The 12,367-nt window shown below is 70.1% G+C and carries 15 protein-coding genes; 13 read left to right on the top strand and 2 right to left on the bottom strand.

The window, feature by feature from the left end; translation table 11 throughout:
- Positions 1 to 180: 180 nt before the first annotated feature.
- The 7 genes from VQH23_RS12500 to VQH23_RS12470 all read left to right on the top strand — a co-directional run bounded on the left by VQH23_RS12500 (position 181) and on the right by VQH23_RS12470 (position 3,799).
- Positions 181 to 342 carry a CsbD family protein gene (locus VQH23_RS12500; protein WP_338665974.1) on the top strand — a complete coding sequence of 54 codons (162 nt, stop codon included), beginning with the start codon at positions 181 to 183 and terminating at the stop codon, positions 340 to 342.
- Positions 343 to 475: 133 nt separating this feature from the next.
- Entirely contained in the window at positions 476 to 1,420 is a 945-nt protein-coding gene (locus VQH23_RS12495) for a hypothetical protein (protein ID WP_338665973.1), read from the top strand.
- 64 nt (positions 1,421 to 1,484) lie between these two features.
- On the top strand, positions 1,485 to 1,922 hold the full coding sequence (locus VQH23_RS12490; protein ID WP_338665972.1) for a DUF2382 domain-containing protein: 438 nt from the start codon (positions 1,485 to 1,487) through the stop codon (positions 1,920 to 1,922).
- A complete protein-coding gene (locus VQH23_RS12485; RefSeq protein WP_338665971.1) occupies positions 1,919 to 2,260 on the top strand; it encodes a hypothetical protein in 342 nt (113 codons plus the stop codon). Before VQH23_RS12490 ends, VQH23_RS12485 begins: the two co-directional genes overlap by 4 nt.
- Before the next feature lie 51 nt (positions 2,261 to 2,311).
- Positions 2,312 to 2,923 carry a YsnF/AvaK domain-containing protein gene (locus tag VQH23_RS12480; protein ID WP_338665970.1) on the top strand — a complete coding sequence of 204 codons (612 nt, stop codon included), beginning with the start codon at positions 2,312 to 2,314 and terminating at the stop codon, positions 2,921 to 2,923.
- Positions 2,924 to 3,003: 80 nt separating this feature from the next.
- Entirely contained in the window at positions 3,004 to 3,249 is a 246-nt protein-coding gene (locus VQH23_RS12475; protein ID WP_338665969.1) for a GlsB/YeaQ/YmgE family stress response membrane protein, read from the top strand.
- Positions 3,250 to 3,598: 349 nt separating this feature from the next.
- Positions 3,599 to 3,799 carry a hypothetical protein gene (locus tag VQH23_RS12470; RefSeq protein ID WP_338665968.1) on the top strand — a complete coding sequence of 67 codons (201 nt, stop codon included), beginning with the start codon at positions 3,599 to 3,601 and terminating at the stop codon, positions 3,797 to 3,799.
- A gap of 129 nt (positions 3,800 to 3,928) precedes the next feature.
- Here VQH23_RS12470 and VQH23_RS12465 read toward each other — a convergent pair whose 3' ends face one another.
- Positions 3,929 to 4,309 carry a response regulator gene (locus tag VQH23_RS12465; protein WP_338665967.1) on the bottom strand — a complete coding sequence of 127 codons (381 nt, stop codon included), beginning with the start codon at positions 4,307 to 4,309 and terminating at the stop codon, positions 3,929 to 3,931.
- A 247-nt stretch (positions 4,310 to 4,556) separates the two neighbouring features.
- Here VQH23_RS12465 and VQH23_RS12460 point away from each other — a divergent pair, with 247 nt between their 5' ends.
- Entirely contained in the window at positions 4,557 to 4,778 is a 222-nt protein-coding gene (locus VQH23_RS12460; RefSeq protein WP_338665966.1) for a hypothetical protein, read from the top strand.
- Between the two features lie 272 nt (positions 4,779 to 5,050).
- On the opposite strand, the gene VQH23_RS12455 is transcribed toward VQH23_RS12460, so the two are convergent.
- The gene (locus VQH23_RS12455; RefSeq protein ID WP_338665965.1) at positions 5,051 to 6,082 is read right to left on the bottom strand and encodes a chemotaxis protein CheB; all 1,032 of its coding nucleotides are present in this window, start codon (positions 6,080 to 6,082) and stop codon (positions 5,051 to 5,053) included.
- A 304-nt stretch (positions 6,083 to 6,386) separates the two neighbouring features.
- Between VQH23_RS12455 and VQH23_RS12450 the strand changes: the two genes are divergently transcribed.
- The 5 genes from VQH23_RS12450 (at position 6,387) to VQH23_RS12430 (ending at position 11,773) form a co-directional block, all read left to right on the top strand.
- A complete protein-coding gene (locus tag VQH23_RS12450) occupies positions 6,387 to 7,058 on the top strand; it encodes a 4Fe-4S dicluster domain-containing protein (protein WP_338665964.1) in 672 nt (223 codons plus the stop codon).
- A gap of 11 nt (positions 7,059 to 7,069) precedes the next feature.
- Positions 7,070 to 8,683: an FAD-binding protein gene (locus VQH23_RS12445; protein ID WP_338665963.1), complete on the top strand. Its 1,614-nt coding sequence runs from the start codon at positions 7,070 to 7,072 to the stop codon at positions 8,681 to 8,683.
- Positions 8,680 to 9,921, top strand: a complete 1,242-nt coding sequence (locus VQH23_RS12440; RefSeq protein WP_338665962.1) for an NADH-ubiquinone oxidoreductase-F iron-sulfur binding region domain-containing protein — start codon at positions 8,680 to 8,682, stop codon at positions 9,919 to 9,921. The genes VQH23_RS12445 and VQH23_RS12440 overlap by 4 nt, the downstream gene beginning before the upstream one ends.
- Positions 9,922 to 9,996: 75 nt before the next feature.
- On the top strand, positions 9,997 to 11,502 hold the full coding sequence (locus tag VQH23_RS12435) for a DASS family sodium-coupled anion symporter (RefSeq protein ID WP_338665961.1): 1,506 nt from the start codon (positions 9,997 to 9,999) through the stop codon (positions 11,500 to 11,502).
- Between the two features lie 31 nt (positions 11,503 to 11,533).
- Positions 11,534 to 11,773 (top strand): hypothetical protein, encoded by a 240-nt coding sequence (locus VQH23_RS12430; protein ID WP_338665960.1) that lies wholly within the window; start codon positions 11,534 to 11,536, stop codon positions 11,771 to 11,773.
- The last annotated feature ends 594 nt before the right edge of the window (positions 11,774 to 12,367 follow it).

Below are 12,367 nucleotides of genomic sequence, written 5' to 3'. Positions count from 1 at the left end.
CCCGGACAGTTCGCTGCCCACCCAGTGTCCTACCACCCCATGACTAGTGCAGGTGTACCCCCTTACTGAGCCGCTGGTGGGCAGGAGGTCGGAACTCTCTGTGCCTGCCGCAGTTGTGTGGCCGACGTCATGACCGAGCCGATCTCGGCCCGGGCCAGAGGCGCCCCAGGACAAGTTCAGATGGACAGCGATCGCGTCGCGGCCGCCGCGAAGCAGGTGAAGGGTTCCGTCAAGGAGGCCATCGGCAAGCTCACCGGCGACACCAAGGTGCAGGCCGAGGGCGCTGCCGAGAAGGCAGAGGGCCAGGCCGAAAAGGCCCTCCGGGACACCGAGGACAAGTAGCCCGGGGCGCGCGGGAGCGAGACATCCGGCGCACGCCCGGATCGCCCGACGCGTCACCTGCCAATCCATGGAGTACGGCGCCGGTTGCCGGTGCCCACTCCAGCCTAGCCACCAGAACGAGAGAACCTTGATCATGTCGACTCAGACCCCAACAGGTGGCTACTCCGGGGCGGCCGCGGCAGTCCTGCCGGAAGGTGCCCCCTCGCTGCCCTCACGCGTGTCCTGGGGCGCCGTGATCGCGGGCGCCGTGGTCGCGCTGACCATCGGGCTGATGCTGAACGCCCTCGGCGCCGGGGTCGGTGCCACCACGGTCGATGCCGCCGCCCGCAGCTCGCCCTCCGCCTCGTCCTTCGGCATCGGCGCGGCGATCTGGCTGCTGGTGTCCAACCTGATCGGGCTTGCGGTCGGCGGCTACGTCGCAGCCCGTCTCTCGGGCACTGCGGACAACACCGACGGCACGCTGCACGGTCTGGCAGTGTGGGGCACCACCTTCCTCATCTCCGCTGTGCTGCTGGGCAACCTCGTCTCGGGGATCGCCTCCACCGCGACCTCGGGCGCCTCCAGCCTGCTGGGCGGCGTCGCCTCAGGCGCGGGTTCCGTGGCCTCCGCCGCTGGCCAGCAGGTCGCCGACCGGACCAGCACGGGCACCCTGCAGTCCGCGGCCCAGAGCGTGACCGACCGTGTACAGGGCGCCCTGAGCGGCACCGGTGGCAACCCGGCGGCCATGACCTCCGACCAGCGCAAGGCCGAGATGGGGCAGCTCGTCACCAGGCGGGTGACGGACGGCCAGCTCAGCCAGCAGGATCGTGATCGCCTGAACGGGCTGGTGGCGGCCGAGTACAATATCAGCCCGCAGGACGCGCAGGCCCGCGTTACGCAGGCCGAGCAGCAGGCCACCCAGGCCGCGCGCCAGGCCGAGGAGACTGCCCGCCGCGCCGCGGACACCGCCGCGTCCGGCACGTCGATCGCCTCCTTCTCGATCTTCGGGATCATGCTGCTCGGCGCCATCGCCTCGGTCCTCGGGGCACGTCGCGGCACCCGCGACCTGCTCATGCTCCGGGGCACCCGTGTCGCCTGACCCCTTTCATGGAGGGCGGGGTAAGAGCCCCACCGGGTCCGCAGAAGACCGCCTCGCCGGAGGGGTGATCGAGGAGATCATTCCTCTGGTCGAGGAGACGGTCCGCATCGGCAAGCGGGCCGTCGAGACCGGGCGCCTCCGCGTCTCGATCACGACCGAGGCGGCCGAGGAGACGGTGCGTGCGACCCTGCGCACCCGCCGCGCCGAGGTGGAGCGTGTGACCATGGACCGGGAGGTGGCCGAGGCGCCGTCCACCCGCGAGGAGGATGGCGTCCTCGTCATCCCCGTGGTCGAGGAAATCCTGGTCGTCGAGAAGCGCCTGATCCTCCGCGAGGAGATCCGCCTACGCTTCGTCGATAGCGAGGAGACCGTGGAGCAACCCGTCGAGCGGCGGTTGCAACGTGCCACGGTCGAAAGGCTGCCACCCGGGACCGCGACGCCCCCCGGGGCGGTGGAATGGAACGGTGACAGCATCCGCAACACAGAGGAGCCTACATCATGACGCGCACGATCACCGCGATGTTCGACGACCGCGCTCACGCCGATGCCGCCGTCCGGCAGCTGACACAGGAACTCGGCTTGAGCCAGGACCTCGTCCGGGTCTATGCGGCCGACGCAGCCACCACCACGACCGCCTCGGTCGCCGCCGACGACCGCGGCTTCTGGGGGTCGCTGAAGGACCTCTTCGTTCCCGAGGAGGACCGCACTGCCTATGCCGAGGGCGTGCGCCGCGGCGCCGTCATCGTCTCCGCCCAGGTCGACGAGGGCATGCTCGACCACGCCATGGACATCCTCGAGAACAACGGCGCCGTCGACCTCGACAGCCGTGAGGCCGAGTGACGCCAGTCCGGCTGGACCGGCACCATGCCTGGCCAGTCCGCGGATACGACCGTGGCCAGCTCGACCACTGCGACCGGGCTGGGGGTTGCCACGACCGGGACCGTCCCGACTGCCGGGATGGCGACGGGCATGACTACCGGCGCGGCGGCCAGCACGGCCCGGACGGAGGCCGAGGAGGTCATTCCGATCGTCGAGGAGCAGATCCGGGTCGGCAAGCGCGACGTCGAGCGGGGCCGGGTGCGGGTGCGCTCCTACATCGTCGAGACGCCTGTGACCGAGCAGGTGACGCTGCGCGAGGAGCATGTGGACGTCCAGCGCCGGTCGGTGGACCGCCCCCTGACGGACGCCGACGACGCCTTCCGCGAGCACATCATCGACGCCACCGAGCACACCGAGGAGGCGGTCGTCGCCAAGGAGGCGCGGGTGACGGAGGAGCTGGTCATCCGCAAGGACTCGACCGAGCGCACCGAGACGGTCAACGACACCGTGCGCCGCACCGAGGTGGAGGTCGACGACACCACCCCGGACGCAGCCCGCACCGCGACGGGTACTGCAGCGGCGTCCGGCACCACGGCCAGCAACCCGCCCGGCACGATGGCCAGCCGAGAGGTCGACGAGACGCTGGGCACCAACATCAGCGGCGCCAACCCCCGCAAGCGCTGAGGTATGACGAGTGGCAGGGCCGCTCCAGCAGCCCTGCCGCCCTCACGTCCGTCCTGGCTGAACCTAGTCAGGAGAAGACCATGTCAATCATCGGTTGGCTCATCCTTGGCCTCATCGCGGGCAGGATCCATGCGGGTTCCGGTCAAGGTACCGTTGTAGACAACATCCTCGGCATTATCGGCGCCGTCGTCGGCGGCTTCGTGTTCAACACGTTCGGCGCGGTGGGCGTCACCGGCTTCAACATCTACAGCATGCTCGTCGCCATCGTCGGGGCCGTCGTCGTGCTCTGGATCTACCATGCCATGACCGGCCGCCGGAGCCCCTGAGGCAATAGCACCGCGATCGTATCTCCGAGCCGCGTCGGTCGGCCAGCAGCAGGCGTGCCGAGACATGAAGCGAGGCCTCTGCCCGCAGATACTAAGAGACGTTGCGCCCTGAATGCGCGCGAGTACCAGACGAACTTCCAGAGGTCCAAGATCTGGGCGCCCGCACGCTATGGACGAGCGGGAGGTACTGGCGCTCTCTCCCGCCATCCTGCCTCCGTTGAGTGACGTCTCGTAGATGGTTTCGTGCGCTGTGGGCGCCCGAGTTCAGGTCCGTCGGCGGCTGCGGCGGGGCAGCCCTCCAACACTCGGAGGCGAGGACGAGAAGAGCCGTGTGCGGGTGCGTCCCTGCGTGACCTTGGCCAAGAGGGATGCGGCTGCTCCGGTCGACACGGGCGAACTGGACGATAACCTGTTGCGGCACATCCGGCGGGTGCGGCATCCCGAAGCCTCGTCCATCAGCTTCCCTGTGGCGGGTCTGGGTCTGTGCACGGCGCGCTGGCAGGGACACAAGGTCGAGGAAGTGCTCGTGCCGTACCGCGAGGCAGCGTAGGAGTGGGCAGGACTCAGCCCAATCGGAAGCAGCTTCCCGATCGCGGATCATGGCCCGGACAGTGCCGGACCGTGCGTCGGGCAGTGTGACAAGCATCGCAAGCCCAGGACCACCGAAATGTGGGTCAGTTCAGCGGCCAGCCAAGCCAGGGCCGACGCCGAGCGCATGAAGCTTGCCGAGCAGATCCGATACCCGGAAAGGCTTGGTGAGGAAGTCCTCGCACGGTCCGAGAGGGTGGTCGTTGAAGTGGTAAGGACGGCCGCTGAAATAGAGAACGGGAAGGTTCGGGTAGGACGATCGGACCTTGCTGGCCACCGCGAAACCGTCAAGGCCTTCGACCCCGAGATCGACGTCCGTCGCGAGCATCCGACATGGCGGCGCAGATCCCATGCGACCTAGCGCCCCCTGCGGGGTAGCGAAGGCCGCTACCTCGAAGCCCTCCGTCTCCAGGACCTTGATCAGGAATTCCCGAACTAGGTCATTGTCCTCGAGAACCAGGACGTCGCACATGGCAGCCCTCGAGGGTGGCTGGGTGCGGCCGTGCTCGTGCTGGGGAGTAACCCCAAGGGGAAGCAGGCTTGCGGAGCATACCTCCATGCCCACCGCACCGGAGTCGGTCTAACCCATGAAGGTTCTTGTGGTTGCACCTATGGGAGCAGTGAGGCGTCGGTCGGGGCCGGAAAGTTGCTGGAGGTGAGTGAGGGCGGGCTATGGATGACAGTAAGATCCTGAGTGCCATCGCGCCGGAGAGCACGTCTTGCCGGACCTGGTGAGGCCAGCCCGCCCCTTTGCCTACACCTGCCCCGTCTGCGGCGGATCGATGCGCAATGGTGAGGAAGAACTCGGGCCATGGTTCCAGTGCCACGTCGGGCACGAGTTCTCGGCGGCAGACATGGACGTATGGACGACAGCGGCGATGGACACGGCCCTGAGTGCGGCGCTGCGCGCGCTGGACGAGCGGCTTCTTCTCTGCAGCTAGTTCGCTGACGCCGCTGGCCGGACGGGCGATCCTAGCGGCCAAGCTTACTGGGTCGAGTTGCAGCAGGAGATCGAGGTGAAGGCCAAGGTGGTCGCAGGCCTCATCAACCGGGGCTGGCCGGACCCGCCCAGGGGATAGAGTGCTTTTCCAAAGGAGCCACCCGCGGACCGGTCACAGTCGGCGTGCACTGGCGGGGTTTGCGCGCGCCAGGGCGTGGGCAACGACTGGCCCAGAGGCCGTTCAACCGATCGCCCGGGCCAGCGACCTCTCGCTCAGCCCGCCCGCTCTATCGAACCGGATCTGTCGGTGAGGTTGTGCTCCGTCGCATGACGTTGCAGGTCCTTCGCACGCTGCTCCGCTTCGCGCGCCGACTGGCGGAACCGGGCCGCGTCGTCGGGCTTCCCCGCTTCTTCAAGCTGCTGGGCCATGGAGTCGAGCAGCATCGTCCCCTCCTCCAAGGCCCGGGTCGCGTTCCAGAGCGCCTCCTCGGTCGTCTCGGCGATGCCGGACAGCAGCGCGTCAGCCGTGAAGCCATGACCGGTGTGGCAGCGGAACCGGCTGATCGGTCCTTCCACGATCATCGACAGCGCTCCATGGCATTCGGGGCAGGTGAAGGCCGTCCGCTCACCGAACCTCAGGATCCCCCGCTGGAAGGCGTTCTCGGCGCGAGAGAGGGCGACCTCCGTCTCCATGCGCTCGGAGACCTCCTGCGGCACCTGCACGGCCGCGCTGACCGGCTCCTGAACCAGGCGTGCGACGAGCGATCCGATCTCGGCGGCTGGCAGCACGTAGTCTACCTCGACCTCGTCGAGAGCAGCGCGGGGCATGCTGTCGACGGCTGCCTCAGCCGGATCCTGCACGATGGCGGTCCCGCCGAAGCGCTTGATGCTCCACAGCCCCGAGGTGCCGTCATTGAGCAGGCCCGACAGGATGATGCCGATCGCCATTTCCTTGTGGGTATAGGCGGCCGAACGGAACAGGGCGTCGATGGAAGGGCGGAAGCGGTTTTCCTTGGGACCGCGCTTCACGAGGACACGGCTCCCCTCCACCAGGAGGTGGTGATCGGGCGAGGCGACGTAGATCCGGCCCCGGCGGATCTCCTCGCCGTCCCGCGCGTGCGCGGCCCGCAGCGGGCCGTGGCGCTCCAGGATACGTGCCAGGTTGCTTGTGGAGTATTGACCGATATGGAGCACGACGAACACGGCGGCGTCCAGATCGGCCGGAAGGCCCGCGACCAGCGCCTGCAGGCTCGGCACACCACCCGCGGAGGCGCCGACGACGATGACGCGCGCGCGTGTGCTCATGATCCCTCCGGATTCGGCGCCCAGGGGACGCAGCAGACAGCCCACATTAACCTATGATGCAGGCCACACTACCCCGCTGAGTAGCTTGGGGAAGGCTGGGCAAGGTCGCGTCAGGAGAAAGCAGCGTCTGCCCTGCCGCCTGAACCTTTCCGAACCGGACTGGCAGTTTCCGGCCAGACGTGGCTGCCCGATCGCATGCAGCGAGGCTGCTCGGGCCAAGGTTTGACCGAGATCAAGGCTGGATGCCGCCCAGGGTGCTCCAAAGGCCCTGCCTGAGGGCGGCACCATCATGGGGGTTCCTGGAATGGCGGACATCTCGACCTTGGCGGAGCCTGTGCGCTTCGTCTTCGACGGCCATGCGATCGAGACAGGTGTCAGGACGTCCCTGCTGCAGGCCTGGGTCGGGGCCGGGCTGCCGCTGACGGAGAACGTCGGCTGCATGGGGCAGGGCGTCTGTGGCGCCTGCCGGGTCCTCGTGCGCCGGGCGGGGGAGCGGCTGGCCTGCACAGCCCTGGCCTGCGAGACCCTCGCCGAGCCGGGCATGCAGGTCTCCTTCCTCGACCACTTCCCGGCGAGCCGTCCCCACGCCTACGACCTGCGCGCCCTCACCGACAGCTGGACCGCGATCGACCGGATCGATGCCGTATTCCCCGAGGCGAAGAACTGCCGCCACTGCAGCGGGTGCGACCGCGCCTGTCCCAAGGGCATCGAGGTGCAGCGCATGGTGAACCTCGCCGCGGCAGGCCAGGCCCTCGCGGCGGCGGATCTCTTCGACCACTGCGTGATGTGCAACCTCTGCGTCGCCGCCTGCCCGGAGCACATCGATCCCGCCCATCTCGGGCAGTTCGTGCGGCGCATGACGGCGTCGCTGACGCTACGGCCGTCGGACCTGATCATGCGGCTCCACGAGATCGAGGAGGGGCGGCAGCCCATCGACCCCGACGCGCCCGGCGCAAACCCCCTGGTGGCGCCGTGAGGACCCGTCCGATGGGGATCCCCTACGCCCGGGCGATCGATGCCTGGCGCGCCGCGGCGCCCGCCGCACCGCAGGCCTGCGCGCTGGCCGTTCCCGAACTGCTGCGCGGCTTCCACCCGGACCACCGGCCAGGGGGGATGCGCGTGCTGCGCGCCGGGGCCAGCGCGGGGTCCCCCTGCCCTGCGGAGCTGGCGGACCTCCTTCAGGCAGACTCGCCCCTTGAGGACGTGGACATCGCCGGTGCGCCGATGCTGGAGACCGACGTACTGGTGATCGGCGGCGGCGGCGCGGGCTGCGTGGCGGCGCTGACGGCCGCCCGCGCCGGGGCACGGGTGCTGCTCGCCACGAAGCTGCGGATCGGGGACAGCAACACCGTCATGGCGGAGGGCGGCATCCAGGCCGCCGTGGGAGCGGAGGACAGCCTCCAGCGCCACTTCGAGGACACTCTGCGGGCGGGCCACTTCGCGGCCGACAAGGCGCTCGTCGCCGCCCTCGTCTCGGACGGGCCGGACGCCATACGCTGGCTGATCCAGGAGGGAATGAGCTTCGACCTGGCGGAGGGCGCCCAGCGCATGGGCGGCACGCTGCTGCGCAAGACGCCCGGCGGCGCGAGCGCGGCGCGGCTGCTCTCCTACCGCGACTTCACGGGGCTGGAGCTGATGCGGGCACTGCGGGAGGCCACCCTGCTGCAGCCGGGCATCGTCACCCTGGACCGCCACCCCGCGGTGGAGCTGCTGACGGACGACCGCGGCCGCTGCGCCGGGGCCGCGCTGCAGGACCTCGGCCGCGGCCGCACGGTGCTGGTGCGCTCGGGGGCGACCGTGCTCGCCACCGGTGGGTCCGGACGGCTCCACGTCGCGGGCTTCCCCACCTCCAACCACTACGGTGCCACGGCCGACGGGCTGGTGCTGGCCTACCGCCTCGGCGCGCCGCTGCGGGAGGTGGACAGCTTCCAGTACCACCCCACGGGCATTGCCTGGCCGCGCCACCTGGAAGGGGCGCTGGTGAGCGAGGCCGCACGCTCCTCCGGTGCCGCCCTGGTGAACGCGCTGGGCCATCGCTTCGTGGAGGAGCTGCGGCCGCGCGACGTCGTGGCCGCTGCCATCCTGCGGGAGATCGCCGAGGGACGCGGGGTGGAGCGGGACGGGTGCACGGGCGTCTTCCTCGACACACCCTCGCTGGAGCAGGCCACGCCCGGCATCCTCGGCAGGAGCCTCGTCACGCTCACGCACCTCGCCCGGCGCGCCGGGATCGACGCGGCGGCCGAGCCGCTCCTGGTCCGCCCGACCCTGCACTACCAGAACGGGGGCGTGGCGATCGACCCGGCGTGCCGGACCGTCGTGCCCGGCCTGCTCTGCGCGGGCGAGGTGACGGGCGGGCTGCACGGCCGCAACCGCATGATGGGCAACGCACTGCTGGAGCTGGTCGCCTTCGGGCGCCGCGCCGGGGCAAGCGCCGCCGCCGATGCCAGGGGCGAGCGCCCCCGCAATGTCGGGCTGACCCATCTCGCGGACTGGAGGCGCGCCCTGATCGTCCAGGGACTGCCACTCGGCCGTAAAGCGCCGGTCATCTTCCCCGCATACGGCAACTTCGACATCGCACCGGCGCGAGGGAGGGCAGCGTGACCGTGCTGACCGCCGAGAGGGTCTGCGTCGGCCCCGACCTGGATGCCTGGCTGGCGGCCGGGGGCGGGGACGGGCTGTCCCGTGCCCTGGCCGACCCCGACGCGATCATCCCCGCGATCGAGGCCGCCGGGCTGCGCGGCCTGGGGGGTGCGGGCTTCCCGACCCACCGCAAGTGGTCCGCCGTTGCCGCCCAGCCCCGGCCCGAGGGCGGCAAGTGGGTGGTCTGCAACGGCAACGAGGACGAGCCCGGCACCTTCAAGGACCGCTTCCTGCTGTCCCGGACGCCGCACCAGGTGATCGAAGGCGCGTTGATCGGAGCGCTCGCGGTCGGCGCGACGAACGTCGCGCTGTACGTGAACCCGCGCGAGACGGCCTCCGTGGCTGCGACCCGGGCTGCGGTGGACGCCTGGGGCGGGCATCCGCTGATGACCCGGCTCGCGGGGGCGCTGGGCGGGGCAGTCAGCATCGGGGTCGTCGAGAGCTCCGGTCTCTACGTCGGCGGCGAGGAGACGGCGGCGGTCGCCAGCGTCATGGGCGGCTTCCCCTTCCCGTCGCTCAAGCCGCCCTTCCCGGCCGAGGCCGGGGTGCATGGCGCGCCGACCCTGCTGAACAACGTCGAGACCTTCGCCCACGCGACGCACATCCTGCGCCAGGGGCCGGACTGGTATCGCGGCATGGGTCTCGGCGGGGCGGCGGGCACGAAGCTCTTCTCCCTCTCCGGCGACGTGCTGCGGCCGGGGCTGCACGAGCTGCCGATGGGAACCCCGCTGCGGGACCTCGTCTTCGGCTGCGGGGGCGGCATGCTGGCGGATCGGGCCTTCAAGGCGGTCTTTACCGGAGGGCCGTCCAACACGCTGCTGACCGCCGCCGACCTCGACGTGGCGCTCGACTTCGACAGCCTGCGCGCCCGCGGCTCCCGCCTCGGCACGGGGGCGATGATCGTGGTGGGAGAGGGGACGAGCATCCTCCGCAAGACGGCGGAGTACGTGGCCTTCTTCGCCGCCAGTTCCTGCGGCCAGTGCCCGCCCTGCAAGGTGGGGACCCATCAGGTGTCCCGCATCCTGGAACGGCTGGAGGGGGGCGCCGGGCGGCCCGGCGACCTGGAGGCGCTGGAGAACCTGGCGGAGCTCCTGCCGGGCAGCGGCCGGTGCGGCCTCGTGGACGGCGCGGCGACGGTGCTGGCCAGTTCCCTCCGCACCTTCCGGGGCGAGTACGAGCGGGCGCTCGGGCAGCGCTGACGCCCCCTCCCCGCGACCTTCCGCGACACAGGACACAACGGGCCGCCGCGCGCGGCCAAGCAGCGAGAACAGGCGATGTACGACCGCATCCGGGCGACGCTCCGGTACTTCGAGGGCGCCGTCCCCTTTCGGCTGAAGCCAGCCATCATCACGACCCTGGTGCTCCTCGCGCTGCTGGCGGTCCCGGTCCCGGCGGGGCTGACGCCCAAGGCCTGGGGGCTGGTCGCCATCTTCCTGACGACCATCGTGGCCATCATCCTCAAGGTCATGCCCATCGGCGTGATGGCTATGATGGCGATCGTCATCGTGTCGCTGTCCCAGGTCACCTCCACCTCATCCAAGGGCGCCGTCGCCGACGCGCTTGCCAGCTTCTCCAACCCGCTGATCTGGCTCATCGTGGTGGCCATCCTGATCTCGCGAGGCCTCAAGAAGACAGGGCTCGGCAGCCGCATCGGGCTGCTGTTCATCTCGCTCCTCGGCCGCCGGACCGTCGGGATCGGCTACGGCCTGGCCGTCTGCGAGCTGGTGCTGGCGCCGTTCACCCCCAGCAACACCGCCCGCGGCGGCGGCATCGTGCACCCCATCATGAAGTCGATCGCGACCGCATTCGGCTCGGACCCTGCGGCCGGGACCGAGCGGAAGATGGGCACCTATCTCGCGCTGGTGAACATCCACGCCAACACCATCACCTCGGGCCTGTTCGTCACCGCCACCGCGCCCAACCCCCTCGTCGTCGACTATGTGGCGCGGGTGACCGGCGGGAACTTCCAGCTGTCCTGGACCACCTGGGCGGCCTGCATGTTTGTCCCTGGCCTTGCCTGCCTCGCGCTGATGCCGCTCGCGATCGCCCTCCTGTCCCCGCCCGAGGTGAAGTCCACGCCGGGCGCGGTGGAATACGCACGCGGCGAGCTCGCGCGCATGGGGCCGCTGACGGGAGGCGAGAAGGTGATGATCGGCACCTTCGCGCTGCTCCTGGTCCTCTGGGCCAACGTCCCGGCCATGCTGCTCGGACCCGCCTTCACGCTGGACCCGACCGCCGTGGCCTTCGTGGGGCTCTTCGCCCTCATCATCACCGGCACCATCGATTGGGACGATGTGCTCTCGGAGAAGAGCGCCTGGGACACGCTGGTCTGGTTCGGCGCGCTGGTGATGATGGCGGAGCAGCTGAACAAGGTTGGCGTGATCGGGTGGTTCTCCGAAGCCCTGCGGAGCGGCATCGCCTCGTCGGGCATGGGATGGGAGGCGGCCGCCGCGCTCCTGGTGCTGCTCTTCGTCTTCTCGCACTACCTCTTTGCCAGCACCACGGCACATGTCAGCGCGATGATGCTCGCCTTCCTCACCGTCGGCGTGCAGCTGGTGCCGCCCGAGTACCACGCGCCCTTCCTGCTGATGATGGCGGCCGGGTCGTCCATCATGATGACGCTCACCCATTACGCCACCGGGACGTCGCCGATCATCTTCGGCAGCGGCTACGTCACCCTGGGCAGCTGGTGGCGGGTGGGGTTCCTGATGTGCGTCGGCGAGCTGCTGGTATTCGCCCTGCTCGGAACCCTCTGGTGGCGGCTGCTGGGCTTCTGGTAGGCGGGTCCACTCGACGTGGCGGCATGTGCGGGTGAACGGGCGTGACAGGGACACGGACGAGATCGTGCGGGTTGCCGAGCAGGCACTCCGGAAGACGCTCCGTGCCCTTCCCGCCAGCCAGCGCGACCCCTACCTGCTGCGGCTCCGGGTCCAGCTTGGCCAGGTGCTGTCGAGGGCGCCCTGCACGGGACAGGACACCGTCGGGATGCTGCGCATCCGGGCAGCCCTCGCGGCCGCCCTGCGCGTCACGGTGCCGGGCAGCAAGGACTGATGGCGGCAGGCCTGGGTGGCCGCGGAGGTCACCCTGGGTGGCATCGGGCCGGATGCCTGACGAGGGAACCGGCGCCTTCGAGCCGGTCGAGGCAGCAGCTGCGCTGCCTGAAGGCCATCGGGTGGTGCGGACGCCCCACCTGCTCATCCGCCGGGCGGGCCGCGGGTCTGAAGCTCGTCGACCAACAGCAGGCCGAGCGACCCGTTCCGGTCGTGACGGCGTTGCCGGGCGTTGCGTCGGCGCGGTTGCGGGACACCAGCCAGCCGCTGCTGGCCGGTCCCGGCAGCCCCCTACCAGGGTATCGCGAGATCGATCTCGTCCGGCCCAGGATGTCCTGTCCCCCCTGTCCGGCGGGTTGCCCCGAACGTGACGGCCAGGCCCCGCGAGATGCCCTTGCGGAGCCGCACCTGCTTCTCGCACCGCTTCCACAGGGGCCGGTCGAACAGCCAGACGATGTGGACTGTGCCCTTCCAGGGCGACTGGACGGTCATGAGCGGCATCGGCAGCCCGTGAGGTGCCTGGAACTCGGCCGGGAAATTGCCAGGTGCATCGGGATTCCCGAGGCCAGGAACCGCCGTCCGTGATCACCTCGAG

This window comes from Pararoseomonas sp. SCSIO 73927, assembly GCF_037040815.1.
Taxonomy (GTDB): Bacteria; Pseudomonadota; Alphaproteobacteria; order Acetobacterales; family Acetobacteraceae; genus Roseomonas.
This window is presented reverse-complemented; position numbering and strand designations above follow the sequence as displayed.

Bases quoted from the DNA above. Each gene is read 5' to 3' on its own strand.
- VQH23_RS12500 (WP_338665974.1), top strand. From the start codon at position 181: ATGGACAGCGATCGCGTCGCGGCCGCCGCGAAGCAGGTGAAGGGTTCC.
- VQH23_RS12495 (WP_338665973.1), top strand. From the start codon at position 476: ATGTCGACTCAGACCCCAACAGGTGGCTACTCCGGGGCGGCCGCGGCA.
- VQH23_RS12485 (WP_338665971.1), top strand. From the start codon at position 1,919: ATGACGCGCACGATCACCGCGATGTTCGACGACCGCGCTCACGCCGAT.
- VQH23_RS12475 (WP_338665969.1), top strand. From the start codon at position 3,004: ATGTCAATCATCGGTTGGCTCATCCTTGGCCTCATCGCGGGCAGGATC.
- VQH23_RS12465 (WP_338665967.1), bottom strand. From the start codon at position 4,309: ATGTGCGACGTCCTGGTTCTCGAGGACAATGACCTAGTTCGGGAATTC.
- VQH23_RS12455 (WP_338665965.1), bottom strand. From the start codon at position 6,082: ATGAGCACACGCGCGCGCGTCATCGTCGTCGGCGCCTCCGCGGGTGGT.
- VQH23_RS12450 (WP_338665964.1), top strand. From the start codon at position 6,387: ATGGCGGACATCTCGACCTTGGCGGAGCCTGTGCGCTTCGTCTTCGAC.
- VQH23_RS12445 (WP_338665963.1), top strand. From the start codon at position 7,070: ATGGGGATCCCCTACGCCCGGGCGATCGATGCCTGGCGCGCCGCGGCG.
- VQH23_RS12435 (WP_338665961.1), top strand. From the start codon at position 9,997: ATGTACGACCGCATCCGGGCGACGCTCCGGTACTTCGAGGGCGCCGTC.